Annotated in this window: 26 protein-coding genes and 1 pseudogene; 15 read left to right on the top strand and 12 right to left on the bottom strand. The window is 39.9% G+C overall.

From position 1 onward, the window contains the following. Nucleotides 1-68: 68 nt before the first annotated feature. The 3 genes from recA to FTT94_RS01385 all read right to left on the bottom strand — a co-directional run bounded on the left by recA (nt 69) and on the right by FTT94_RS01385 (nt 2,392). Entirely contained in the window at nt 69-1,112 is a 1,044-nt protein-coding gene (gene recA, locus FTT94_RS01395) for a recombinase RecA (RefSeq protein WP_180170097.1), read from the bottom strand. A 145-nt stretch (nt 1,113-1,257) separates the two neighbouring features. After that, a complete protein-coding gene (locus FTT94_RS01390) occupies nt 1,258-1,698 on the bottom strand; it encodes an RNA-binding S4 domain-containing protein (protein WP_168377604.1) in 441 nt (146 codons plus the stop codon). After that, nucleotides 1,691-2,392, bottom strand: coding sequence for an HAD-IA family hydrolase (locus FTT94_RS01385; protein WP_180170096.1), 702 nt, complete (start codon nt 2,390-2,392; stop codon nt 1,691-1,693). The genes FTT94_RS01390 and FTT94_RS01385 overlap by 8 nt, the downstream gene beginning before the upstream one ends. A 13-nt stretch (nt 2,393-2,405) precedes the next feature. On the opposite strand from FTT94_RS01385, the gene FTT94_RS01380 reads away from it, so the two are divergent. Further along, nucleotides 2,406-3,257, top strand: a complete 852-nt coding sequence (locus tag FTT94_RS01380) for a 3'(2'),5'-bisphosphate nucleotidase CysQ (protein ID WP_180170095.1) — start codon at nt 2,406-2,408, stop codon at nt 3,255-3,257. Nucleotides 3,258-3,326: 69 nt separating this feature from the next. Further along, the gene (locus tag FTT94_RS01375) at nt 3,327-4,070 is read left to right on the top strand and encodes a histidine phosphatase family protein (RefSeq protein WP_078188709.1); all 744 of its coding nucleotides are present in this window, start codon (nt 3,327-3,329) and stop codon (nt 4,068-4,070) included. An 88-nt stretch (nt 4,071-4,158) separates the two neighbouring features. Here FTT94_RS01375 and FTT94_RS01370 read toward each other — a convergent pair whose 3' ends face one another. After that, complete coding sequence (locus tag FTT94_RS01370) at nt 4,159-4,602, bottom strand: hypothetical protein (protein WP_180066534.1); 444 nt, start codon at nt 4,600-4,602, stop codon at nt 4,159-4,161. Between the two features lie 444 nt (nt 4,603-5,046). Here FTT94_RS01370 and FTT94_RS01365 point away from each other — a divergent pair, with 444 nt between their 5' ends. Then, complete coding sequence (locus FTT94_RS01365; RefSeq protein WP_180170094.1) at nt 5,047-7,641, top strand: M66 family metalloprotease; 2,595 nt, start codon at nt 5,047-5,049, stop codon at nt 7,639-7,641. Between the two features lie 104 nt (nt 7,642-7,745). On the opposite strand, the gene rpsT is transcribed toward FTT94_RS01365, so the two are convergent. Further along, the gene (gene rpsT / locus FTT94_RS01360; protein WP_078188707.1) at nt 7,746-8,012 is read right to left on the bottom strand and encodes a 30S ribosomal protein S20; all 267 of its coding nucleotides are present in this window, start codon (nt 8,010-8,012) and stop codon (nt 7,746-7,748) included. A 215-nt stretch (nt 8,013-8,227) separates the two neighbouring features. Here rpsT and FTT94_RS01355 point away from each other — a divergent pair, with 215 nt between their 5' ends. The 6 genes and pseudogenes from FTT94_RS01355 to FTT94_RS01330 all read left to right on the top strand — a co-directional run. Beyond that, entirely contained in the window at nt 8,228-8,893 is a 666-nt protein-coding gene (locus FTT94_RS01355) for an NAD(P)H-binding protein (RefSeq protein WP_180170093.1), read from the top strand. Between the two features lie 10 nt (nt 8,894-8,903). Beyond that, a complete protein-coding gene (gene rraA / locus FTT94_RS01350) occupies nt 8,904-9,416 on the top strand; it encodes a ribonuclease E activity regulator RraA (protein WP_180170092.1) in 513 nt (170 codons plus the stop codon). Between the two features lie 145 nt (nt 9,417-9,561). After that, nucleotides 9,562-10,341 (top strand): glutathione S-transferase N-terminal domain-containing protein, encoded by a 780-nt coding sequence (locus FTT94_RS01345; RefSeq protein WP_180088415.1) that lies wholly within the window; start codon nt 9,562-9,564, stop codon nt 10,339-10,341. 226 nt (nt 10,342-10,567) lie between these two features. Beyond that, a complete protein-coding gene (locus tag FTT94_RS01340) occupies nt 10,568-11,251 on the top strand; it encodes a response regulator transcription factor (RefSeq protein ID WP_078188703.1) in 684 nt (227 codons plus the stop codon). 53 nt (nt 11,252-11,304) lie between these two features. After that, nucleotides 11,305-13,143, top strand: a complete 1,839-nt coding sequence (locus FTT94_RS01335) for an ATP-binding protein (RefSeq protein WP_306670670.1) — start codon at nt 11,305-11,307, stop codon at nt 13,141-13,143. Nucleotides 13,144-13,185: 42 nt separating this feature from the next. Then, nucleotides 13,186-13,620 (top strand): annotated as a pseudogene (locus FTT94_RS01330) (nitroreductase family protein); the annotation flags it as partial. 153 nt (nt 13,621-13,773) lie between these two features. Here FTT94_RS01330 and FTT94_RS01325 read toward each other — a convergent pair. Next, nucleotides 13,774-15,561, bottom strand: a complete 1,788-nt coding sequence (locus tag FTT94_RS01325) for an acyl-CoA dehydrogenase (RefSeq protein ID WP_180170090.1) — start codon at nt 15,559-15,561, stop codon at nt 13,774-13,776. Nucleotides 15,562-15,683: 122 nt separating this feature from the next. On the opposite strand from FTT94_RS01325, the gene FTT94_RS01320 reads away from it, so the two are divergent. Continuing rightward, a complete protein-coding gene (locus FTT94_RS01320; protein WP_180170089.1) occupies nt 15,684-16,670 on the top strand; it encodes a GlxA family transcriptional regulator in 987 nt (328 codons plus the stop codon). Nucleotides 16,671-16,677: 7 nt separating this feature from the next. Here the strand turns inward: FTT94_RS01320 and FTT94_RS01315 are convergent, their stop codons facing one another. The 6 genes from FTT94_RS01315 to FTT94_RS01290 all read right to left on the bottom strand — a co-directional run bounded on the left by FTT94_RS01315 (nt 16,678) and on the right by FTT94_RS01290 (nt 21,102). Then, the gene (locus FTT94_RS01315; RefSeq protein ID WP_180059604.1) at nt 16,678-17,877 is read right to left on the bottom strand and encodes an MFS transporter; all 1,200 of its coding nucleotides are present in this window, start codon (nt 17,875-17,877) and stop codon (nt 16,678-16,680) included. Beyond that, the gene (locus FTT94_RS01310) at nt 17,861-18,307 is read right to left on the bottom strand and encodes a MarR family winged helix-turn-helix transcriptional regulator (RefSeq protein ID WP_180170088.1); all 447 of its coding nucleotides are present in this window, start codon (nt 18,305-18,307) and stop codon (nt 17,861-17,863) included. Before FTT94_RS01310 ends, FTT94_RS01315 begins: the two co-directional genes overlap by 17 nt. Before the next feature lie 69 nt (nt 18,308-18,376). Beyond that, the gene (locus tag FTT94_RS16880; protein WP_354667282.1) at nt 18,377-18,478 is read right to left on the bottom strand and encodes a hypothetical protein; all 102 of its coding nucleotides are present in this window, start codon (nt 18,476-18,478) and stop codon (nt 18,377-18,379) included. An 18-nt stretch (nt 18,479-18,496) separates the two neighbouring features. Continuing rightward, on the bottom strand, nt 18,497-19,273 hold the full coding sequence (locus tag FTT94_RS01300) for a DUF805 domain-containing protein (RefSeq protein WP_180170087.1): 777 nt from the start codon (nt 19,271-19,273) through the stop codon (nt 18,497-18,499). 139 nt (nt 19,274-19,412) lie between these two features. Beyond that, nucleotides 19,413-19,967, bottom strand: coding sequence for a thermonuclease family protein (locus FTT94_RS01295; protein WP_180003725.1), 555 nt, complete (start codon nt 19,965-19,967; stop codon nt 19,413-19,415). 217 nt (nt 19,968-20,184) lie between these two features. Continuing rightward, nucleotides 20,185-21,102: a LysR family transcriptional regulator gene (locus FTT94_RS01290; RefSeq protein ID WP_180078891.1), complete on the bottom strand. Its 918-nt coding sequence runs from the start codon at nt 21,100-21,102 to the stop codon at nt 20,185-20,187. A 93-nt stretch (nt 21,103-21,195) separates the two neighbouring features. Between FTT94_RS01290 and FTT94_RS01285 the strand changes: the two genes are divergently transcribed. From FTT94_RS01285 to FTT94_RS01265, 5 genes are all read left to right on the top strand, one after another. Beyond that, the gene (locus FTT94_RS01285) at nt 21,196-22,437 is read left to right on the top strand and encodes an acyl-CoA dehydrogenase family protein (protein WP_168377546.1); all 1,242 of its coding nucleotides are present in this window, start codon (nt 21,196-21,198) and stop codon (nt 22,435-22,437) included. A 110-nt stretch (nt 22,438-22,547) separates the two neighbouring features. Beyond that, entirely contained in the window at nt 22,548-23,669 is a 1,122-nt protein-coding gene (locus FTT94_RS01280) for a phosphotransferase family protein (protein WP_180170086.1), read from the top strand. Continuing rightward, nucleotides 23,666-24,364: a histidine phosphatase family protein gene (locus FTT94_RS01275; RefSeq protein WP_180170085.1), complete on the top strand. Its 699-nt coding sequence runs from the start codon at nt 23,666-23,668 to the stop codon at nt 24,362-24,364. The genes FTT94_RS01280 and FTT94_RS01275 overlap by 4 nt, the downstream gene beginning before the upstream one ends. A gap of 19 nt (nt 24,365-24,383) precedes the next feature. Then, a complete protein-coding gene (locus tag FTT94_RS01270) occupies nt 24,384-25,127 on the top strand; it encodes an SDR family oxidoreductase (protein ID WP_078193819.1) in 744 nt (247 codons plus the stop codon). A gap of 294 nt (nt 25,128-25,421) precedes the next feature. Continuing rightward, complete coding sequence (locus FTT94_RS01265; protein WP_180170084.1) at nt 25,422-26,468, top strand: fatty acid desaturase; 1,047 nt, start codon at nt 25,422-25,424, stop codon at nt 26,466-26,468. The last annotated feature ends 44 nt before the right edge of the window (nt 26,469-26,512 follow it).

Here is a 26,512-nt window from a genome sequence, read left to right as displayed (position 1 = left end):
ATACAAAATTTGAGTGCAAAACAAAACGCCCCGTAGGGCGTTTCGTCTGCTATTAAAGCATGCTGTAATTAAGCATCTAAAAAGTCTGGTTCTTCTTCGTCTTTGTCTTCTACAGGTACTGTACCTGTAGTCAGAAGTTGTTCACGAATCAGTTTTTCGATAGTTTGCACAAGTTCAGGGTGTTCTTCTAAGTGGCGAATGGTATTGTTTTTACCTTGACCAATCTTGTCACCTTGGTATGAATACCAAGCACCTGCTTTTTGAACAATTTCTTGTTGTACAGCGAGGTCAACAAGTTCACCTAAATGGTTTACACCTTTACCGTAAAGAATTTGGAAAATCGCTTCACGGAATGGGGGAGCCATTTTGTTTTTCACAACTTTCACTTTGGTTTCTGAACCAATGATTTCGTCGCCTTCTTTCACTTGACCAATACGGCGGATATCTAAACGTACAGACGCATAGAATTTAAGTGCATTACCACCAGTTGTGGTTTCTGGGCTACCAAACATTACACCAATCTTCATACGGATTTGGTTAATGAAGATCACCATACAGTTAGAACGTTTTGCATTACCAGTAATTTTACGCAGTGCTTGGCTCATCAGACGAGCTTGTAAGCCCATGTGTGAGTCACCCATTTCGCCTTCAATCTCGGCGCGAGGGGTCAGTGCAGCGACCGAGTCGACAACGATCAGGTCAATGGCGCCTGAACGTACCAGCATGTCTGCAATTTCAAGTGCTTGTTCACCATTGTCTGGCTGTGAAACAAGTAAGTTATCAATATCTACGCCAAGTTTACGTGCGTATTGAGGGTCTAATGCATGTTCAGCATCGATGAATGCACAAGTACCGCCAGCTTTCTGACATTGTGCAATGGCTTGTAATGTCATAGTCGTTTTACCAGAAGACTCAGGACCGTAGATTTCTACGATACGACCTTTAGGCAAACCACCAATACCTAGTGCGATATCTAATGTTAAAGAACCTGTAGAGACAGCTTCAACTGCCTGTACAGTATTATCACCAAGACGCATAACGGTGTTTTTACCAAACTGCTTTTCAATTTGGCTTAAGGCCGCATTTAACGCCTTGCTTTTATTATCATCCATCTTACAACCTCAATACGATGTCACGAAACAATATACTCAAGTGGATGTATTCAGTTTAGATCTGTTCCACGAGTGTATAGTGACAGAAATCATCCTTTTGTTCTATGAAAATCACAACAGGTGCGACATGTTGTGACGCTTTAACTTAATCATCATTATAAGACCATTGCTGGTCAAACTGTTGATCATTTTCTCTTTTAAATTTACCAATATCTCGACGATCTTTTTTACTTGGTCGATGATCTGGCCGAGCTAGATTATGCAACTTTCTTTGGGATGCGAGCAATTCCCGTTTTGCAATACTGACCTCAGTTTCATCATAAAGCAGCTGAGCGGTTGGGGCAGGCCCACGAACATCCGACAGTGCTTTCACCACCACGGTTTTTTTCTCAAGGCCTTGTGCAATGGTTAATTCCATGCCTACACGAACTTCACGAGAGACTTTAACGCGTTCGCCATTATGATGAACTTTACCGCCTTCAATCGCATTTTTGGCAATAGAGCGTGTTTTAAAAAAACGTGCAGCCCACAACCATTTGTCTATACGCATACCAACCGCATCTTCGGCTAGATTTGATTTACGCATATTTTTTCTGTTCCTCGGCTTGCTCAGTCGTTTGAGCTTCTAAAATAGGGATTAAATCTGTTAATGCGGACAGCATTGGATAATTACAAGTCTCGCGAGGCGCTTTGGCAGATGAAGGTTGCTGAATCGAATAGAGCTGTTCAATCCCAAAAAGTTTTGCACCATTGAGCACTTTTTCTGTGTCATCAATGAAGTAACAGTTTTTTGCATAGAAGGGGTGTTTGCTTGCTAATATTTGCCAAAACTCAATAAACTCTTTGGCATGACCGAGCGTTTCTGAACTGACGATAACATCAAAATAATCACGAAGACCGGTTTCTTCGAGTTTGAATTGTAAGCCTGCAAAGTCGGCATTGGTCGCAAGCCAAATAGGATAGCCATTTTCTTTAAGATAGGTGAGTAGCTCAATGCAGCCTTCGCGTTTAGCCACTTTGGCTTTTTGTTCTATTTGCATTGCCAAAACATCAACGCCAACTTGTGACGTCCAAAAGCGAGAGGAGTACCATTTTAGGGTATGATTATGCTGTTGATAAAAACTAAATAGCGTTTGCTTGCTTTGTTCGAGTGAGCATTGATGCTGTTCAGCATAACGAATTGGCAGCAGCTCATTCCAAATGAAATCATCATAAGCAAGATCGAGTAAAGTACCGTCCATATCGAAAATGATCGTCGGCTTTTCTGAGTAATTTGGCATATAAAGGTATTCTATGTTTAAAACAACAACAGCACCGCAAGACCCACTGATTTTGCAGTTGGTTCCCATTGTGACACAAGCTTGCGAAATTTTGCGAGAAGAATATCAGCGTTATTGCTCAGGTGCAGATTTTGATGTGGAACGTAAAAGTGATGATTCACCTGTAACGCAAGCTGACTTTCGTGCAAATAGCTATATTACCCAAGCATTATCTAAAGTTTCTAGCTTGCCTGTATTGTCAGAGGAAGGTGACAAGTCTGAACGTATGCAATGGCAAAAATTTTGGCTGCTTGATCCTTTGGATGGTACCAAAGAGTTTTTACATAAAAGACCTGAATTTACCATTAATCTGAGTCTGGTTGAGGGTGCTAATACTACCTTTGCCATATTGGCGATCCCTGGGGAATACAGCGTATATATTTGTCCCTTTGAGGGACTGCCGCTGAAATATGATAGCCAGTCAACCACATGGTATGAATATGTTCAAACCTCTGTAGAGAATGTCGTACACGTTGGCTTGAGTCAAAGTGCTAAAAATAAGCCGATTTATAAGCACTATCTAGACGCTTTAGAAAAACTTAGTCCTTATCAGGCATACCATGCTGGTAGTGCATATAAGTTTTGTATGATGTTAGAAGATCGAGTGGATATTTACCCGCGTTTTCATCCTACCTGTGAATGGGATACGAGCGCTGGACAATGTTTAATCGAGCGTATTGGTGGTGGTTTGGTTGATTTTAAAGGTCGCGCTTTTTTATATAACCAGCGCAAGACTTTATTAAATGGTGGATTTATTGCATTTAAAAATGCCGAAATGAAAGAATTGGCCTTAAATGCTTTGGCAAACATGCCTGACAAAACTTGAGCTAAATCGGGTTCATGCTATAGTGTCAGCACACTCCGTTAAATCTCCTGCATTTAAGAACTGTCAATTATGGCCCTAGATTTGCTCCCTCCTAGTATGCTGAAAGCAATAGACTTATTGCCGGATGAAAAGACGCCTGTAACATTGTTTACACGTCATTCCATTCGTGAAGTTGTACAAGGACAAGGCTTGGCCGGTTATGACTTGCAACTGACCCATCAAGGACGAGATTTAGCCGAAGCGTGGGGCAGCTATTTGGTTGAAAATACCGATCGTGTTATTCAGCACTGTATTTCGAGTCCAATTCAGCGCTGTGTGGATACGGCGGCATTGATGATTCAAGGTGCAGATAATGTCACGATTGAACCGAATACCCACCATATCGAGATCATTGAACAAGGATTATTGGTCGAGCCGGGAAGTTTTGTGCTCGATATTAAAAAAGCAGGACCATACTTTCAAAAGCAAGGTGCTTTAGGCTTTATCAATAGTTTTGTGAATAATGCTTTGCCGGGTATGAAACAGCCCATTCATGGGGTGGTAGATGTTTTGGAGTTGATTTACAACACTCATCCAACCAATGATTATGGTCTGAGTCTAGCGGTGAGTCATGATACGATTTTGGCTGCAATTCTTGCCATTATTTCAGGTAAAAATATCGTGACACGCGAAGACTGGCCGAAAATGATGGAAGGTTTATTTGTTTGGTTTGAAGGAGATGTATTCCTTGAGTCAAAACTGAAATGGATTTGGCGTGGAGAACTAAATGAATTAAATATTCGTGAATTTCAGCAGGCTGAGCAGCAACTCTAAGTATTTTTGCGCATACAAAATATTTAAAAAAGGCATCCATGTACGGGATGCCTTTTTTATCTGCTTCAATATTTCATTAAATAAAAGATTAAATATTGGCTTTAATTCGTGCAGGATACTGATTTAAATCAATACTTGAACCGTCGTCACTATAAGGCCAGCGGCTAGTATTGACAGGGAGATGTTGTTGGTGGATTCGACTGTATTTGTCTGCGGCAATCAATGTGGCAATGTCATGATCTTTAATGCTATACGCTTGTACGATTTCAACTGGATATTGTGTGCGTTCAAAAAATTCAGCTTCTGTTTCCCCTTGATGCAGTGCAAAAATACGTTCTACAGCTGGTAAGTACACGCCATATGCTAACCATGAGTCTACGCCTTGAGAGGCTTGAATCTCAGCGGTCGATTTCATATTTGAAATGACTTTACCTAAAATGTCTTTTTCACCTTTCGATGTAAAATATTCAATATATTGATTTTCTGCTTCTGCAAATTTTTCTAATGATGGCAAAAATTGGTTAATCGACATTTTTATCCCTCTTTTCATTTGTACAGCAATGGCTGCCTAGGATGAAAATTAAAATACCATAAAAAATATATGGGATTAAACCATTTCTAAAAATTTTTATTTACAAAGTTTCTAAAAATATCCTGACAATTTTTGTCGGGAATATACGATTGTATTTAAAGGACTACACCTTAATTTTAGTTGATAAGTGAAGTACCTGTCACAGCAATCGTGATTCAGCCAATACTAAATATTTAGATTTAATTTGAATTGTTAATAAGTGACAAAACGCGGCAATTGAATGATTAATAAAAAGAAAATAGCATTATATTTGTTGTAACTTATTGATTTATATATTTTATGTAAGTCTCTTAATTGGATTTTTTTGTGGCTAATTGGGGAATAGTAGTGAAAAGTGTGATAGGTTTTTCATATAACAAATTATCAATTTGTATTGTGTCATTCATGTTAGTTGCTTGTGGTGGCGGAGGTGGTGGTGATAGTTCAAGTGGCACTGCATCAACTGCAAATTATCCAGAACCGACCCAAGACATAGTCGATGATACCAGTATTGGCTTTTATGACTACGATGCAAATGATGCTGTTCGTGAAATACGAAATGATTTAGTCGGCAACTTTTCAGCGCAAGTTCAATTTGGTCAAAGTCATGTCGTCGATCCGAATGCGAACGAAGCCAAGAAAATGCCACGGTTAACCAGTGAAAAAGAAGCGCTGCTTATCGTGACGCCAACACTTGATATGCAAAACATCAAGCAATTCAAAGTAGAAATCTATCAAAACAACCGCTTAATTCGTACCGCGACATTGGATGATCCGACGCAAATGCCTGTTTCAGACCAGAGTGGGCAAAGAGGTCGTCCAGATGTTTGGTACAGTAAACGCGCGTGGGCCACGAAGCTCAATTGGGATGAAGTTAAACCCGGTCTAAGATTAAAATTTATTGACGCAAATAAAGTCAGCGGTGAATTGGCTGAGGATAAAATCGATTTTGCTGCACCAGGTGAATTGGTTTTAAATAATATCCGTGTTGGTATGTTGGCAGATAAGCCAAATTCTACCGGCCACTATATGCTACTAGAGCCTGAAAAAGCGGGCACAGATTATTTCCAAACCATTCCTGCAGCAGAAATGACGGTTGCACAATATGATGATATTCAGTTAACACGTGCAATGGTATCTTCAGGTGTTATTTATGACAGTAAAAGTGCCGGAGATGGTGGTGTTTATGCAGGAGACATGCGTGAGGATGTCGGTAAATCAACCTTTAGTGTTGGTATAAACCTTGCTAACTGGGGTATTACCAGTGCATCTATGGCCAACCAAAGTCAGCCACAATTAACCCAAACAGTAGTTGTCCATCATACGAAGGGGAACTATGCCAATGGTGTGCATACTCATGGACTGAGTGGTGGTAATGGCATGCTCACGCTTTATGATTCTGTAGGGAATGAATTTAGCCATGAAATTGGTCATCACTATGGTTTAGGACATTACCCTGGTCAGGTAGGTGACAATCTATTTTGGGCTGCACATCATGCGGACAGTGGATGGGGTTATATTGCCAATCGCAATATGATGCGCGGAAATCTATCATGGACGGCGACATGGAAGTGGGATGGAGCGAATGGTATCCCAAATTTTAAAAATTTGTTCCCGTACGGAAAAGATGCCATGTCCGGCGGGTATCCTGATAGTAATGTATCACGCTACACACACTATACGGGTTACAGCACATTCCTGAAAATTCAACCACACTTTGACCGTTATGTCTGGGATGAAACTTCGCCTACCGGCTACAAAAAGTGGAACAAAACCACTCGTGAAATGGAAGTCGCTCAACCGAAGATGCCAAATTCTACGGCTCCGGTTTGGTATAACGCAGATCAAAATTATCCACGACCACGGGTTTTTGGTCAGCCTGTCATTACCATTCTAGGGGGCTATGATCCAGTCAATCAAGTTGGTTTGTTATATCCTGCGGCACGTTCAAACTGGGGTAATGTGTATGACTTAAATGCTGCCAATACCGCTTTGGATCAAGCGGCATGTTGGTTGAATGTGCAATACACGAATAAAGTCAACAATATTGCTTTAGCACCTGCACGATTAGGCAGTAATGCCAATAAATTGCATGTCAATTTAGCTTTGGCAGATCAACCACAGAAAGTTGATTTGTATTGTAAAAAAGCAGGTGAAAAAGCCAAGTTATTAGCAAATATTGATATTCCAGTCTACAGTACAGCGATCAAGCCGGCCGTCAAAATTGGACGTCAGCATGGTTATAGTGCATTGCGTGCTATCGAACTTCCTCAATTAGAAAGTGCTTTAGAAGCGCAAGCTGCAAATGCTGTTGTTGCTCTTAATCCAACTGAAAAAATGCTGTATGAGTCATATAAAAATGACAAGTCATTGATGAATAGTGTGGCGCGTCAGCAATTAACCCGTTATGAGTCGCAACAAAACACAGCATACCGACTAAATCGTTGGATGAATGTGTATGCACAAGACCTAACCAATCAAGTTCCTGAGGCACAAAGCGCACTCGACGCATTTATGACAAAGCTTTCAGTATCTCAGGAAGGTTTGTTTGATCAGGCAACATTGATCAAAAATGGTAATAACTGTTTGAAAGCAGAAACATTAACCGATGGAAAATTAAACTTATATATTAGTGGTCCAAGCGGATGTACTGCGGACGAATCGGAACAGTGGGTATATGATGCGATTGGTCGGATACACAGCAAGTCAAATCCAGATCAATGCATAACAGGCAACGGTGGTTCAGCTAAAGTGACGCTAGAACGCTGCATGTTAAACCAAACCAACCAAATTTGGACCATGGACCCTGCGACTACAACGATTCGTCAAAGTGGTCAATGTATGGATTTAAATACGGGACGTTTGCAAAATAACCGTGCGGATTTAATTCGATATAGCTGTACCAATGGTGGCAATCAACGTTGGACAAATTTGACAGCAAGCCAAAACTTATTATGGACATATTTATCAGCGACGAATATGAAACTGATTAATAAATAATCTGTAAATAGAAAATAAGGTCCATCGAGGACCTTATTTTTTTGCTTTTAAAAACCTATAGGTACAAAAAAAGCCCTAAAAAGGGCTTTTTTTATCGCAACAAATTAGTTAGCTAAAGCTTTAACTTGTGCATTTAAACGGCTCTTATGACGAGCAGCTTTGTTTTTATGGATGATGCCTTTATCAGCCATACGATCGATAACAGGAACAGCTTTTTTGTAAGCTTCTGTAGCGACAGCATAATCACCAGCAGCAATAGCAGCTACTGTGCGTTTAAGATAAGTACGAACCATAGAACGTAAGCTTGCGTTGTGTTGACGTGCTTTAACGTTTTGACGAGCACGTTTTTTTGCTTGAGCAGAGTTTGCCACTCGTGCACTCCTTGAAATAGATTGGTCTGGGCGGGCTGAAATTACATCTGAAAACCAACATCAGAAGAACTATCACCAGCCCGTAAACAAGTGCCATATTGTGATTAAACTAAGCGCTTAAGTCAAGTCTTGACATGCTTTGACAACATTTTAGATGCAGAAAAATTTTAAAGAAAACGTTAGATTAGTCTAAAGTGATTGAGATTGTATGAAAAATGACTAAAAGTATAGAGAATGCGATTGTCATCGGAGCAACAGGATTGGTCGGGCGGGAATTGGTTCGTCAGCTCAGTCAAAATACAGGATGTAAGAATATTACGGCTGTGGTACGTCAGCGTGACCATGAACTGAATGGACTGGCAAAAGTTCAACAAATGGTGATCAGTGACTTTCTTTCTCTGACTCAGGATGATGTGAGAGATTATAGTCATGCCTTTAGTTGTTTAGGCTCGACCATTAAAAAAGCAGGGTCTAAAGATCATTTTTATCAAATTGATTTTAGCATCAATGCGCATTTTGCTGAATTATTAGAATATACAGAAACCCATTTGATCATAGTTAGTGCTATGGGCGCTGACGCTAATTCCGCATTTTTTTATAATCGAGTCAAAGGGGAATTGGAATATTATTTAAAAACCTTAAAGTTAAATCAACTTTCGATATTAAAGCCTTCGCTGTTACTTGGTGAGCGTCATGAATCGCGACGTTTAGAAGATGCGACACAGAAACTTTATATGCGCTTTTCGCATTTTGTACCTGACCGTTTTAAATTTAAGCCAGTGACAGCACAGCAAGTGGCTCATACTATGGTCGAGGCGGCACAAACTCAGACTGAAAAGTTCGAGATTTATGATAATTTACGCATACTAACAATTAAATGAGGGAAATACCGTGTCTACAGTTCCATTCGTCACCTGTGATTTACTTGATGATCATTCAGATAAAGAATTACAAGTGGTGATCCCGTCGTTGGATGGTAAATTCTTTCAAAGTTATGGTGCACGAAAAAGTTTTGGCGGTCAGGTGATGACGGTCAAATGTTTTGAAGATAATTCTCGTGTTAAAGAATTATTGGCAACCGATGGTACGGGTAAAGTATTGGTTGTGGATGGTGGTGCGTCGATGCGCTGTGCCTTGATGGGTGATATGATTGCTGAATCTGCAGTTAACAATCATTGGAATGGCGTCATTATTTACGGCTGCGTGCGTGATGTTGATGCGATTGCCGAACTTGATTTAGGTGTGCATGCTTTGGCTGCGATTCCACAAAAAAGTAACCGCAAAGGCGTGGGTGAAACAGATATTCCATTAAGTTTTGGTGGTGTAAACATTCAGTCTGGTGATTTTATCTATGCTGATAATAACGGCATCGTTGTTTCAAAAGAGCAATTGGTTGTTCTATAAGCGTACTTGAATTTTTAGTCGTGGAATGAAAGCGTAATTCTTGCTCATACACGACGATATAAATGTGAAAAAGAAAATACAAACATCAGCTGAGGACTCTCGGCTGTTGTATAAAAATACGAAATAAAAGAAGAAAGGAAAAAGTATGTTGTTGCATCAATTAAAAGTGGCGCAAGCGTTGCTCTCAGGCGTAGCAGAAGGCGGACGAGGTACAAATGGGACGCCTTATCCGAAACAACCTGATAAAGCCCTTAAACTGTACGAATTTGAAGGTTCTCCGTATTGCCGTCGTGTGCGTGAAGTTTTGACCACACTTAATTTGGATTATGAGGTTTACCCATGTCCCAAAGGGGCTAAAAAGTACCGTTTAGAGGTACAGAAATTAGGTGGAAAACAGCAATTCCCTTTCTTGGTGGATGACAATACTGGGGATCGTTTGTACGAATCTCAGCAAATAATTCATCATCTATTTAAACATTATGGCAAAACAGGTCAGACTCCTAAGAAATATGCCAATTATCCTAAAATTCCGTATGTTGCCTATGTTGGAACCTTAATTAATGGGGCTCAAGGCGTGTGGGTGCACCGTAAAGTCATTCATCGTGATGCTCCAAGTCAACTCTTAGAACTATGGGGTTTTGAAGCGAGTCCATATACACGTATCGTACGTAGCGCATTGTCTGAAATGGAATTGGCATATATCTTTCATAATGTGGCTAAGGAACGTTGGCAAGATCAGGGATTAGCGGTAATGCGCTTAAGACCTGGTAAATATGTACCCCTGAAAGGTGGCAAGCGTGAACAAGTGTTAAAAATCATGGGGAACAATATTCAAGTGCCATATTTGAAAGATCCTAATACTGGTGTAGAACTTTTTGAATCTGAAAAAATTGTAAAATATCTGAAGAAGCAATATTTGAGCTAATCACACTCAAGTTTAAGCTAAGTGCAGTGTATAGTCAGACTGATGGCTATACACATATTGTAATGTTAAATGGATTTAAAATTAGAAGAAAAATGCATCATAGCTGCATCAATTGAATTAGAATAAATTGTTAAAAAATAAGAAATTTACTTAATTATAGGGATATCCTAAAAGGATTAAACTCATTAATGTAAAAGACATTTCATTTTTTCGGGGGAAGTAAATCATGTCACCACAAGAAGTCATACTACCCGTACCGGTGCTCGTCGTTGAAGATGAGGAAATTATTCAATTACGTTTACGTCAAATTTTGACAGAGCTGGGTTATAAGCGTGAAGAGCTTATCTTCACCAAAAATGTTAAAGAATCTATTCAAGCCGTAGAGACCCAACCGATATCCTTAGCCTTAGTTGACTTAGGTTTGCCTGATGGTAGTGGTATCGAAATTATTGAAAAAATACGTTCCCTCGAAAGTAATACCATGATCTTGGTTGTCTCTGCATGGAGTACACAAGAAAGCTTATTTGCCGCAATTAAAGCAGGTGCAACGGGCTATGTATTAAAAGAACGTGATGATGCTGAAGTACTTTTATCTATTCGGAGTATTTTACGTGGTGGGGCGCCGATTGACCCATTTATTGCACGAGAAATCCTTAAACAAATATCCGAAGCCGAAGCGCCAAGTCCAGAACAAACAGTCGCCGATGAAGCAGACTTGAACCTCTTGACTAGTCGTGAAAAAGAAATTTTATGTTTGGTTGCTCAAGGTTTGAGTAACCGTGAGATTGCTGAACAGCTTTTTGTTTCACGCTATACGGTAGAAAGCCATATTAAACATATTTATCGCAAATTAGCCGTAACGAAACGAACCAAAGCCGTGAGTACAGCAAGATCTATGGGTATTCTATAATGCGTAAAGGAGGATATTTTTTCTTATTTATCCTCTGTTTAGTATGGGGGAGCTTGAGTCATGCAGAGCAAGTTTTCCCTGTAAATGATCAATGTAATGTAACTGTGAATAGCATTTCACGGGTGAAGACACCATCCAATCAAGAATTACCCAGAACGGGATGGAGAACCACGCAATTACCTGACCGTTGGAAAGAAGATAAAGACTGGGAGGGTTATCAAGGTGGTGCTTGGTATAAATTAGACTGGTCTTGGTACTGTAAAAATAATGCGCGTTTGGCAGAACCCATCGCACTATATGTTGATTACATTATTAATACGGGTTCAGTCTTTCTGAATGGCGACTTGCTGTGGACCAATAAAAATCTTCAAGAACCGGTCTCTAAAAGTTGGAATGTTGCACGCTATTGGATTTTACCGATAAGTGGAATCAAGCATGATCATAATGAAACCTTGATCTATGTTTATGGCTACTCGAGTCTAAATGCTGGCTTGGGTCCGGTGAAATTTAACAATGTCATGGCAACAATAGAGAAGGCCGAAGAAGCTACGTGGACACGTCGAACCATTTTACAGTTGAATATTTTTCTTTCCGGGGTCTTGGGTCTAATTTGCTTCATTATTTGGTTGATGCGTCGCAGTGATACGAGCTTTGGTTGGTTTGCACTTTCAACTGTTTTGTGGATTCTATTTCTCAGTAATGCTCTGACCACTGAAACCTTTCCATATCCAAATTCGATTTTTTCCACCAAAGCCAATTTGATATTTTCAATGCTGTACTTTCAGTGTTTTAGCATCTATATCTTGCGCTTTGTTGGACGTAAATTTCCGCGAATTGAATTGTCCTGTACTATGCTCACTGCGGCTCTGATTGGTGTAGTGTGTATTTGGCCATTTGAACAAAATGCGGAAATTTCGAGCCTCATTTTCTTATTATATTGCATCCTCTTTTTTATCACTTACATTTATCTTTGCTGGATTAGTTTTAAAGAAAAACGTAGAGACTACACTTTATTAGCAATGTGTATGACTGCGATCATTGTGATTGTTATTGCAGACATCACAGCCTTGGTATTCTTTCCAAAAGAAGGTTTTACACCGTTATCTCCCTTTACTTCACCGATTATTACCCTATTTATCGTGGTGATTTTGGGGGCGAGGCTCAATCGGAATATACAGAAAATTGAAAAATATAATGATGATTTGGCATTTGAAGTTCAGAAAGTCAGTGATGAATTATGCAGTAGCTTGAATGATAAACATCAGCTTGAACTGAGTAATGTACGCTTACAGGAACGGATTAAATTATCACATGATCTGCATGATGGTCTGGGCGCATCTATTGTGCGCTCGATGATTTTGGTTGACCAATGTGAAAGTAATATTCCAAACAGACAGTTCTTATCGATGTTGAAATTACTTCGGGATGATTTAAGACAAATTATTGATAGTGGATCATCTTTGGATAGTAAAGTGCCAGATTCACCTTTGCTCTGGATCGCACCAGTTCGACATCGCTTTAGCCAGTTGATGGATGAAGTGGAAATGAATGCCAAATGGTGCATTCCTTCGCAGTGGGCGATCAAACCAACGGCAATTCAGTGCCTGACTTTAATACGAGTGATTGAAGAAAGCCTGACCAATATTGTGAAACATAGCCAAGCAAATCATGTCAATGTGACGCTGTCACAATTCGAGAATGGTGCATTGTTATTATCCATTGAAGACGATGGCGTCGGTTTTGATGTTGAGAGTGTTTCTAATCATGGCATGAGTATCGGCATGCGAAGTATGAAAATGCGTGTAGAGCGTATAGGCGGAAATTTCAAAATTCATTCTCAGCAAGGCTGTACGATTATTCATACAGAAATTAATTTAAAATCAGCTGCATAAATATCTCTAAATGAGCATAATTAAATATCAACAGACTCTACTGGTGAAAGTGAAAAATTTTGGGGCTTAGTCGCTGACAAATTAAAATCTTATGCAAAAGATGAAGAAAGTGCTGCGAAGACGACGGGTAAAATGGCAAGTTTTGCAGCAGGTTTAGGTACGGTTTTGTTCTTTGAAGATTTAGATGTGGTCAGTGCTCTACAAGCACAGTTTCCGTCTTATGCAGAAAACTTTCCGATTTGGGCAGAGCATTCAACTGCCATTGCCCAATTTGCGACTTGGACTGCGTTACACACCGAAGGTTTAGGCGCATCACTACAGCATTACAACCCAATTGTGGATGAACAAGTGCATGCGGAATGGGACATTCCTGCGCATTGGAAACTTCGTGCTCAATTGGTTTTTGGTTCAGTGGAAGGTGAAGCGAAAGAAAAAGGCTATATGGATGATGCCGCTCGTTTTAAAGTCTTCCAATAATTGCGGCGTATAGCACACTATCTTGATAAAAAAGGAACGAAACTATGTTCCTTTTTTATTGCAGTTATATTGAAATAGATAGGGTTGGACAAGATTTTCATCCGTGAAAACCTTGTCCAGATTAGCCCATTGAGGACTGAGCTAAACGGGTGACTAGAACCAACTTTCTTGCATGTTGAGGCAAGTATCATCAAGTTCTAGCAATAACTTGGCTTGGTGCTCTATTTCAGGTAATTCCCAGCGGATAAAATATTGCGCGGCTTGTAATTTACCGGCTAAGAATTGTTGATCTTCAGCTAAATCTGAATGTTCAAATTTCACAAGAGCTTGATTAGCCATTTCAAGCCATAGCCATGAAATGATGACTTTGCCCATCATGTCTAGATACAAGGCAGAATTACCCAGTACCTGATCGACACGACCTTGTGCGAGGACTTGTCCCAAACTTTGTGTGGTTTTCTTCACCGTGTTTAAATGCCCTGAAAAAATCGCTGCAAGCGCTTCCGTTTTTGGATGTTGAGCTTGATCAATCGTATTTTGCATACGTTGTAATAACAGCATCAAACCTCTGCTGTTGTGCTGCCAAAGCTTACGACCCAACAAATCCAAAGATTGAATACCAAATGTACCTTCATGGATCGGATTTAAGCGGTTGTCGCGATAGCATTGTTCAAGTGGATATTCGCGGGTATAGCCAGCGCCACCTAAAACTTGAATGGCTAAATCATTGGCTTTTGGTCCATAGGCGGAAGGGAATGATTTGACGACAGGGATAATCAAATCTAATAACAACGCGCTGTCTTCATTGTTAGCGGCTTGATGTTCATCAATTAATCGTGCAGCAAATAGGCATAATGCGAGTGCGCCTTCCACATAGGATTTTTGTGCCAAAAGCATCCGTTTAACATCTGTATGTTGAATAATATTGACAGGTTTTGAGGCAGGATTTTTATCTGATACTAAGCGACCTTGTGGACGGTTTTTGGCATATTCGAGTGACTCTAAATAGCCACGGTATCCAATCATGGCTGCACCTAAGCCGACACCGACTCGTGCTTCATTCATCATCTTAAACATATATTTAAGACCAGCACCTGCTTCACCAATCAGATAGCCTGTACATTGGTCTTTTTCACCAAAGCTCAGTACTGTCGATGTTGTACCTCTGTAGCCCATTTTATGCAATAAGCCAGCCAGTTGAACGTCATTGGCGCCTGCAAGTGAACCATCGCTCAGGGTTTTAAACTTCGGAACAATAAACAGAGATATACCTTTTACGCCCTGAGGTGCATCTTGGATGCGAGCAAGGACCAAATGGACGATATTTTCAGTGATGTCTTGGTCACCCCCTGAAATAAACATCTTTTGGCCTTTGATGAGGTAGGTACCATCAGCTTGCGGTATGGCTTTTGTGGTCAAATCACCTAAAGATGAACCCACATCAGGTTCAGTCATGGCCATCGTTCCTGCAAAACGACCACTAAACATATGCGGTACAAACATAGCTTTTTGTTCAGTCGTACCAAAAGCCTGAATCACATTTGCAGCCGCAGCGGTTAGAAATGAATAAGCCACTGATGAAGGATTTGCTGACATGAAATAAGCATTTGCAGCCATGTTGATCAAAGTCGGAAGTTGCATACCGCCTGCATCATAATCATGCTGCGCACAAAGCAGGCCTGCATCTGCAAATTGCTTCCATGCCATTTTGACTTCTGCAATGGTTTTAACCTGTTGACCATCAAAGGTTGGTTCGTTTTGATCGGCTGTTGCGTTATGGGGTGCAAAAAAGTCTTGAGCAATACCTTGTGCAGTTTCTAGGATGCTTTTGAAGGTTTCAGCATCATGCTCAGCAAAACGTGGGTAATGCGTTAAGTCTTGCGCTTTAAACACGTCAAATAGCAAAAAATTTAAATCTTTGTCATTGATTAACTGCGCCATTGCTCAATCTCTAATCGGGTCTAATTTTATGCATCAAGACTAGCAGTTGATTTTTAGATATAGAATTGTCAATAATGACACTTAATAAGTTAAAAATGACATTTTGATAATTTGAACTTTAAATGAAGAAAATCATAATTTTAGCATTTGATGGTGCTTTGGCTTCCGCGATTACTGGGGTCATTGATTTATTTGCAATGGCGGGTGTCAGTTGGAACCGGATCCAAAAACAAAATGTGCAGCGGCTATTTCAGGTCAAAATTGCCTCACAACATGGTCAAGCTGTGCAATGTATCAATGGCATCAAGCTTTATGCCGATCTAGCATTTTATGAAATAACAGATGCAGATATCATCATTGTCCCAACGATAGGCGCGCCGATCTTAGATGTTTTAGCGCAAAATTCAGCACTGATCGAGTTATTAAAAACTCGGCAATTGCAGAACGGACTGATCGCAGGAAATTGTACGGGTAATTTTTTTCTGGCAGAAGCAGGGCTTTTAGATGGTAAGCAGGCAACGACGCATTGGGGCTTTCAGCAAATGTTTCGTGAACGCTATCCTTTGGTAAGACTGAATGCAGATCAGCTGATTAGCCATGATCAAAATATTTACTGTGCAGGCGGCGGCTTAGCATGGTTTGATTTGGGACTACACCTAATCGAACGTTTTTATGGTTTTGAAACCGCAATCCATACGGCAAAATCATTTGTATTGGATTATCGTCGTGATAGTCAGTTGTCCTATTCATTATTGAAAATATCTAAACCGCATCAGGATGGTTTGGTGCAAAAAGTTCAAGATTGGTTGGAACAGCATTATCATGAAAATATAGTCTTAGATGAACTTGCGGCGCAGTTTAATGTGACAACGAGGACATTGATTCGACATTTTAAAACGGCTTTGGATATTCCTCCCAATCAATACTTACAATCAATACGGATAGAAGCTGCACGAAAGCGTTTAGAAGAAACGGGACACGCATTAGATCTGATTATGCGAGAGGTCGGCTATAGTGACCCAAGCTCATTTCGACGGTTATTTCAAAAAAAAACGGGGCTGAGCCCCTTAGAATATCGTCGACGTTTCAGCCGACGATTTGATGTTTAAATACAGTTTAAGCGGTTCGAACGGCATAACGACCATGTAAAATGTAGTAGGTACCAATACATGCAAAGGCAGCAAATGCGCTATACAAATACAATTGTGAGTAACCAATATGGTCGAGCAATTTACCGATAAAGTATGGCCCAAAGCCTAAACCGGCATCTAAAAAGATAAAGAAAGTCGAAGTGGCAAAGCCCATACGTTCAAGCGGTGCACTTTTCACGGCAACTGTTTGGCAGACCGACTGAATATTGCCATAACCGAGTCCAAGTAGGCCTGCACAAAGTAAAAGCATCCATGAACTCTGAGTGATGCTGAGCAATACCAATGCCACGCCCATAATCACAAAAGCAGGGTAGATCACTACATTTTCACCTTTACGGTCCATCAACGGGCCTGTAAATGGGCGAGAAATTAAAATCGCAATGGCATACATCAAAAAGAAAAACGAGGCTGTTTCAACCAAATCGATTTCTTTGGCATAGAAGTTAATGAAAGACAATACGCCTGAATAGCAGATTGAAGCGAAAAGCATGATGAACGATATCGGTAATGCTTTAGGTTCTACAAATTGAGCAATCCAACTCGGTTTTTTGACAGCTTCAACAGTATCGAGGGATTTATTGATTTTGGGTAAATCGGGCACTTGAATCAGCAAGGCAACCAATAGGCAGCTCAATGCGATAATCGTAGAAACGATAAAAATCGCGTGATAACCAATGTGTAACATCATCCAAATGGCAAGAAATGGCCCAATAGCTGTACCTAAAGTACTACTCATGCTGTAGTAGCCAATGCCTTCACCGCGACGTGTAGCCGGTAAGATTTGAGCAATTAAGGTACCCAGCACTGTTGATGCCATACCCATCATAAAGCCATGCATAAAGCGTATGAAAAGCAACATGCCGACGCCAAACTGAATGAAGTAAAAACCAGAAAAGACTAAAAAGCCAATTAAACCAACGATCAGTGTTGTTTTACGACCAAAACGTTCTAGGAACTTACCCACCAATAAACGCCCGACCAATGTGCCGACAATGAACAAGCCTGAAACTAAACCTGCTTGGGCTGTAGTCGCACCCAATTCAGCCACCGCATAGCCCACGATCACCACAACCAAGAGATAAAAGGTTAAAACCAATTGGAAGTTAATGGCGCTGACTAAAATAAAATTTCGAGTCCAAAGTGGTGCTTTATCTTGCATGATCATCACCTACATTTCTGTGTTCAAGTTCTTGCATGACACGGTGTAAAATTTGAATGGAGTGTTGGATATCTTGGCTAGCTAATGGCGCGATCAGGCGCTGCTCAAAGGCATCTATGTCTTTTGCACATTGCTGAAATAACTCACGTCCAGTCTCGCTGAGCATCATTTTCTTTTGACGTTTATCGTCAGTTTGTACATGACTCAAAATATCCATCTGTGCAAGAATTTTGACTCGCTTTGTGATAGATGGCTTGGATACGTTTAAATATTCCGCCATTTCAATAGATGTACAAGCGGTTTTTTCACGGATGACAAACATGACTTGCCAAAGCGAATAGTTCAATTGATAGGGCAATAAAATCGTGTTGATTTCATCACTCATCAAACGCGCACAGCGTAGAAGTGAAGAGCGGAAACCTAATGTGGAATTCATGATAGTTAACTAGGGTAACTAAATTATCGCAACTTTATGCCTTATTTATTTTGAATTCAAGTGAACAACTTAAAGCATAAATAACAGGTATAAAAAAACCTGTGCGCACACAGGTTTTCTTGCATAACATTTCTTACAAAGCATATCTTGCAATACATATTGTTCATTTATGCCCTAAACAATGCGTGTTTATTCTACAGAAGCTTCTGCAGCTGCAATTGCAGCATCTTCTGCTGAGCTGTCTGCATTTTCTAAAATTTCTACACTTTCACCATCTGCATAAGCAAGTTCTTCACCTTCTGATTCAGCTTGCTCTAAATAAGCCGCAAGTTGTTCATCCGTTAATTCTTCAGGTTCACCTTCAGACATCATTGCTTGTTCTTGTAATTGGGCTTGTTCTAAATTGCTCATCATACTTTGCATATTGAACATCAATGGGATCATGACCAATAAATAAACAATCATCAGGATTAGATACAATGACCCAATGACTTTCTCAGTTTGTTCCGTTGGACGCTTAATGCCATATTTATTTTCACCATCAGTGCCTTTTGCAGCCATCACATAAATGCTAAAGATGGTACCGACAAGTGGGATGAGAAAAATTAAACAGAGCCAACCGCTTTTATTTAGATCATGTAAACGACGGATCGTAATGCAGATCATTGCGACAAACATTGCAACGATGGAAACGACAATCAGTGCGATTGCACTGAGTCCTAAGAATGAATTAAAAAGTGCTTCAATACTACGTTCTGCTGAATTGAAAAATGCAAAAAGTCCCAGCGCGATGCTGATGCCCAATAGGCAGGTATAAATCATACTAATGATAAATAGCCACGCTAAATAAGACAGGCGGCCAAAACGTCCCTCAGGAGACAGGGGATGATCGGCTTTTTGAATTTGAGGCTGAATATTTTGATCTTGTTGAAACGGATTCAATTCGCTTGAAGTAAGTTCAGTCATTATTATTCCAATTTTAATTATCTAATTTATTTTCTATGCCCAAAAGGGCAGCATTATTGTATAGCGAAGTAAAAAAAGGTCAAATATTAGACATGGCTAAGTCATCAAATATTCCTTAGCCATGCTGTAATGTGGTCTGTTATTTATGTAATTTACGATACTCTTTAGGGCGCATTGGACGACTGGCTTTCCACAAACCTTTCTTTTGTTTACGTGCTTTACTTTGTAAATTCATCATATAGTGCAAATGCTTTTGGTCACGGATGTATTCTTCGTACACCCACGCAGCACCACGTTTTACCATTTCTTCATTCATGCATTTACGATAGCGATAAATGACCCCAACGCAGCGTCCATAACGGTCTACATCAGTGATTTTTACACGAACAAATTTCTTGTAAACCATAGATTTGATCAGGCGTGCAGACTCTTTACCGTAGGCTTGTGTCGATTCTGGCGCATCCACATAAGCAAAGCGAAGTTTGGTTTTAGAACGTCTCAGATTCATCCGATAGCAGGTGAGGGTATCGCCATCACTAATATCGGATACACGGCAGAGGTAAGATTTTCCTTTCTTAAAGGGTTGAAAAAAATCCTTTAAGAATATAGTGACTTTATAGAGAACATAGACTGTGATCAGGCACAGTGCTGCACCTAAAGCCATGAGCCAATTCGCGGAAAGATTTGAAAGCATACACAATGATATGAACGAGGTCATATCGCATAAAAACAGGAATTTAGATTTTATAAGAACTCATGATTTATGGCTGTCGAATAAACCGGCGGTCAGTTAAAAATACATTAAATAATCAGCATTTGATCTATAAATATACAGCAAGTTTCATCACGCAAAATTCAATCTAAATCCATGTAAATAGCCTAAGCAAGCTAATATATCATCATAAAATAGCCTAAGCAAAAATTTTAGAAATTTGGCTTCGCAAAAAAACATGCCGTGAATTTAATTCCAAATCATTATGCCAATACATCCCTAGTTTAATTTTCGGCAAGTCTACAGGTACATCAAAAATATTCAGTTCGGGAGCAACCTGTAAGTGCGTCAAAATATTTTGTGGAATCGTCAATATTGCCTTGGGTTGCTGTGCCAAAATTTGTAGCGCAGTAGAGTAATGCTGACAGCGTAAAAAAATTTCTCTGGAGTGTTTTTTACGGTTTAAATAAATATCCTCGACTAATACACCTGCACGTCGTGAAGAAACCCCAATATGAGGAGCAGAAAGATAAATAGATTCATCCATCTTAGGATGTTGACTACAAATCACGAATTGGTCTTCAACCAAGGTTTGAAAATTGATCTTTTCACCAAAGTTTTGCTCAAGATCAATCGCAAAATCGATTTGCTGTGCAGCAAGGTCAGCCACAATGGTTTTGCGGTCTAATTTAATACTGGAAAATTGGATCTGAAACTGTTGCTGTTGAAAGTGTTCAACTAACTTGGGAAAAATGATCGGTTCAATTTCATCATGTACCGCAATTTTCAAGCTCTGTACCATTGAAGGAGTAAATTGTTGTTTTTGGATAGAAATACTTTGAATCGCAATAAGCGCATTTTTAATTACAGGATAAATCTGCTCGGCAAATGGCGTCGGAAGCATTTTTGCTCCAGCACGTACAAATAAGTCATCTTGTAAATGTTGTCTTAACCGTTGAAGTGCATGACTCGCTGCAGACTGAGTAATACACAAAATTTTTGCAGCTTTTGAAATACTTTTTTGTTCATAAATTGCGATATAAAGTGGATATAAATTGATATCCATACGGTGAAACACACCCATATCGATGACGGTGTTTTTATGAATACTATTCATGTTCATCTATTGAATTAAATCATTTTGTTCATATTAGATTTCAGGTTATGGTGTTGTAAAGCGTAAAGAACATAATATTTAAAGGATGTTGTCATGTTTGAACTTTCAGCACGTGCACAAGATTATATTGAAAGAACAAAAAAGTTTATTAAAGATGAAATTGAGCCTGTAGAAACTGAGTTTTGGGCAGAAGTTCATGAGTTGAACCAAGGTGGTGATTGGACCAAATGGCAATGGCCGGCACAGTTAGAGGTTTTAAAGGATAAAGCCAAAGCTGCAGGCTTATGGAATATGTTCTTACCTTGTCCTGAACTTGGGCAAGGCTTATCTGTACAAGAATATGCACACATCGCAGAACTTTCAGGCCGTAGCTTACTTGCACCCACGGTATTCAATTGTAATGCACCAGACAGCGGCAATATGGAAGTGATTTGGCGCTATGGTACGGAACAACAAAAGCAGCAGTGGTTAACACCATTACTAGAAGGCAAAATCCGTTCGGTGTTTTGCATGACAGAACCTGCTGTTGCTTCAAGTGATGCCACCAATATGGAAGCAACAGCTGTCGTTGAAGGCGACGAAATTGTGTTGAATGGCCGTAAATGGTGGTCTTCAGGTTTAGGTGATCCAAATGCCAAAATCATTATTTTTATGGCACATACACCAGATGAAAGCAAAGACCGTCATCATCAGCATTCTATGGTTTTAGTACCAGTTGAAACTGCTGGAGTGAAAATCGAACGTATGCTTCCAGTCTTTGGTGATTATGATGCACCTCATGGACATGGAGAAATTAGCTTCACAAATGTACGTGTTCCTGTTGCAAACTTTATTGGCGGCGCTGGTCAAGGTTTTGAAATTGCACAAGGTCGCTTAGGCCCAGGCCGTATTCATCACTGTATGCGGTGTATTGGTGCAGCTGAAAAATCGCTAGAACTGATGATTGACCGTGGTATGAGCCGTACTGCTTTTGGTAAAGAAATTTTAAAACTCGGTGGCAATTTAGAGCGTGTTGCAGAAGCACGTGTTGCGATCGATCAAGCACGTTTACTGACCCTCTATGCAGCATATAAAATGGATACTCTAGGGAATATGGCTGCATTAACCGAGATTTCGGCAATTAAAGTGGTTGCGCCAAGTGTCTTAGAAAAAGTCGTTGATATGGCGATTCAAATTCACGGTGGTGCTGGGGTTTCTCGAGATACACCGCTCACAGGTTTCTTTGCCCAAGCACGTTCACTGCGTCTAGCTGATGGCCCTGATGAAGTACATAAAGGCATGATTGCTAAATTAGAATTGGCTAAGCGCGGTTACAGCAGCCGTCGTAAAAAATAAACAAGTTGTAGTCACATATTTGGCATGGCAACCCCGAGTTGTCCATGCTATAAAACTATAGAAAATTATATTTTTATCATCATGATAGATTCAAGTTTAGGAAGAAAAGCATGTCAGTGATTGATGTAGGCGGTTCAGTTCGTGAGGGTGAAGAACTGGATGTACGTGCCGTAGGCAATTGGTTGATTGAACATGGCGTTGAAATAGAAGGGCCTGTTGAAGTCACTCAATATTCAGGTGGCGCATCAAATTGGACTTATCGCTTAAAATACGACAATGCTGATTTAATCTTACGTCGTCCACCGAAAGGTACCAAAGCCAAGTCTGCACATGATATGGCACGTGAATTTAACGTACAGAAAGCATTATCTGAATTTTATCCTGTACTCCCTGAAATGGTGGCGCTATGTCAGGATGAATCAGTTATTGGCTGTGATTTCTACGTGATGAAGCGCGTAGAAGGCATCATTCCACGTGCAAACTTACCCAAAGAATTAAATTTTGATGAAAGCCAAGTTCGAGCGTTATGTACCAACGTCATCGACAAGTTAATTGAACTGCATCAAGTGCCATATGAAGGCACAGCTTTAGAAAAAATAGGCAAGGGCGACGGCTACTGTCGTCGTCAAGTGGAAGGTTGGGACGCACGCTATGAAAAAGCCAAAACCTTAAATGTTCCTTCTTTTAAATATGTCCGTAATTGGCTCAAAGACAATATTCCTGCTGACTCTAAAACCTGTGTAATTCATAACGATTGGCGTTTTGACAACGTCATTTTAGATCCAGATGATCCTACCCAAGTGATTGGCGTATTGGATTGGGAAATGGCAACGCTTGGCGATCCACTGATGGACTTAGGTTCAGCTTTAGCGTATTGGGTTGAAAGTGGCGATAACGCAATTTTTAAAGCGACTCGACGCCAGCCGACTAACTTGAAAGGTATGTTTAGTCGTAAAGAAGTCGTTGAATATTACTTAGAAAAAACTGGTCTACAAACAGACAACTGGACATTTTATGAAGTGTTCGGCATTTTCCGTTTAGCCGTGATCGCACAGCAAATTTATTACCGCTTTTACCACAAACAAACCAATAATCCGGCATTCAAAGATTTTTGGATTGTGATCCATGCTTTACATATTCGTGCCTTAAAACTTATCGGTTTGCAAAAACTTGAAGCCAATGATGTGGCACAAAAATATATTGAAAAAATGAAGGATATTTTAGGGAAATGACCACGATATATTTAATTCGGCACGGTCAGGCTTCTTTTGGTGCAGAAAGCTATGACAAGCTTTCTCCCAATGGTGAGCTACAGGCTAAGGTGCTGGGACAGTATTTCGACCGTATTTTAAAAGAAAGTCCTTATGTGGTTGCAGGCTCCATGCAACGTCATCAACAAACAGCCAATCTTGCATTGGCTGAATGCTTTCCAGAAGCACAAGTTGATACAGATAACGCGTGGAATGAATTTAATCATCAGCAAGTTTTTGCTCAATATGAACCTCGATTTAACCAACCGCATTTATTAAAAGAAGATGTATCTAAGCATGAAAACCCACGTGCTTATTTATCGAAAATTTTTGAAGGCGCCATTGAGCGTTGGACAGGTGGAGAATTTCATCATGAATATGATGAATCTTGGTCACATTTTAAAAGTCGAGTCGAAACAGCGCTAGAAAAGTTATGCACTCAACTGGCTGAAACCAAACCACGCTATGCTGTTGTGTTTAGTTCAGGTGGAGTGATCTCCGTTGCCGTAGGTAAAATTTTAGGGCTGAGTCCAGAAAAAACATTTGCACTCAATTGGGCCATTGCCAATACCAGTATGACAACACTGCGTTTGGTTGGAAATGAACCGCAATTACTCAGTTTAAATGAACACCATTTTATAAAAGCAGTTGATCCAAATTTATTGACTTGGATCTAAGATAAACAAAGGAATTATCATGGCTAAAACAATTTTAATTACAGGTGCAAGCTCAGGGATTGGTGCAGGAATGGCACGCGAGTTTGCACAAAAAGGCTACAACTTGGCCATTTGCGCACGTCGTTTAGAGCGTCTAGAAACGCTAAAAAATGAACTGGAAAGCCAATATGGCATCAAAGTGATTGCGAAAACCCTCGATGTCACAAATTACGATCAAGTGTTTGAAGTATTCCGTGCCTTTAAAGCAGATTTTGGCAGTATTGATCGTGTTATTGTCAACGCAGGTGTCGGTGAAGGTCGTCGTATTGGTAAAGGCAATTTTGAAATTAACCGTGCCACAGTTGAAACTAACTTTATCTCTGCATTAGCGCAATGTGAAGCTGCGGTTGAAATTTTCCGTAGCCAAAATGCAGGGCATTTGGTGGTGATTTCTTCGATGAGTGCTATGCGCGGCATGCCTAAACATTTAACGGCTTATGGTGCGAGTAAAGCAGGTGTTGCTGCTCTAGCTGAAGGTATTCGTGCAGAACTGATTGATACCCCAATTAAAGTGACGACTATTTTCCCTGGTTATATTCGTACAGAGATCAATGAAGGTGCGAAAAAACTGCCATTTGAAGTCGATGAAAAAACTGGTTCACATCTTTTAGCAAAAGCCATTGAGAAAGCACCGGTTAAAGCTTATGTACCACAATGGCCCTGGTTGCCTTTAGGTCTTGCAATGAAAGTATTGCCGTTGAAAATTGTGAATAAATTGGGTTAAACCTTTATTCAATAATAAAGCTCCAATTTTGGGGCTTTTTTATTCTCAAATGATCTTCACCTTCCTCTGTAGGTTAAAAAGGAATACATAAAACCTGTGATCAAAAGACATTAAAAGCAGCCGATTTTGCAAAGAAAAATTGGAGTAATTACTCAGATTATTTATAAATAAGATATTGAAAATAAATAAAATGTTGAATATTTGAACAGACGATGATTTGTTCTCAAAATAGCGATTTCCTTTTTTTTAATTTGCTTTAATGTACAACTGTTCTTTAATTTTTAGGTTTGTACTATGTCTATGTCTTCCGATATGACAGATCAACAGCTAATTAACAAAGTCAGAACTGTCGTAACGAAAGCTGGTGAAGACTTACGTCAGCAGTATCCCATTTTAAAACATCAAAACTTTATAGGCGCTTCCATCCTTATTTTTGCGCTACTGGGAATGTTGGTTTCAGCTTGGGCGTTTGCTGTTGGCATTTTACCGGCATGGGCTTGTGTGATTTTGGTGGCGATGTTTGCGTCACTGACACATGAATTAGAACATGACCTGATTCATTATATGTATTTTAAAAAGACGCCGTGGGCTCACCATCTCATGTTGGCCTTGGTGTGGTTAGCACGTCCCAATACCATTAGTCCTTGGGCACGTCGTCGTTTGCACCTCAATCATCATAAGTATTCAGGTTCAGAATACGATTTGGAAGAACGGGGCATTAGTAATGGCATGCCTTGGGGATTACGTCGTCTATTGGTCATTAGCGATCAATTGATGACGGTGTATTTGCGCCCATTTCAAATGTTCAAAATGATTGGGAAATTCATTGAAAAACAACCTGAAAAAGAACGTAAAACTGCATTGTTCTCTCAACTGACTGGTTTTTTTCCTTTAAGTTTTGTTTATTACGGCATTTGGTATGTATTTGTCATTTATCATGTGGTGAATGGTATTGCTCCAATGTTAGGACAAAGTATTAGTTGGTCAGTCAATTTAGTGAAATTAATTCCAACGATTAATTTTCTAGCCGTCGTTTGGATTATTCCGAACTTTATACGCTCTTTCTGCTTACAATTTATCAGCTCAAATATGCATTATTATGGTGATATTGACCCACGTGATGTCATTAAACAAACTCAGGTGTTAAATCCTTGGTGGTTGTTCCCAATGCAATTGTTTTGCTTTAACTTCGGTTCTACCCATGCCATTCACCATTTTGTGGTAAAAGAGCCGTTTTATATTCGTCACCTTACTGCAAAAACTGCACACCAAGTCATGCGTGAGGTTGGTGTACGTTTCAATGATTTTGGAACCTTTAAACGCATAAACCGCTGGAATTAAATCAGTACCATCTTCAAAAAAAGCCCTCAATTGAGGGCTTTTTT

This window comes from Acinetobacter sp. YH12027, assembly GCF_013420085.1.
Lineage (GTDB): Bacteria > Pseudomonadota > Gammaproteobacteria > Pseudomonadales > Moraxellaceae > Acinetobacter > Acinetobacter amyesii.
Note: the sequence above shows the minus strand (reverse complement) of the source record. Positions and strands in the feature narration are given on the sequence as shown.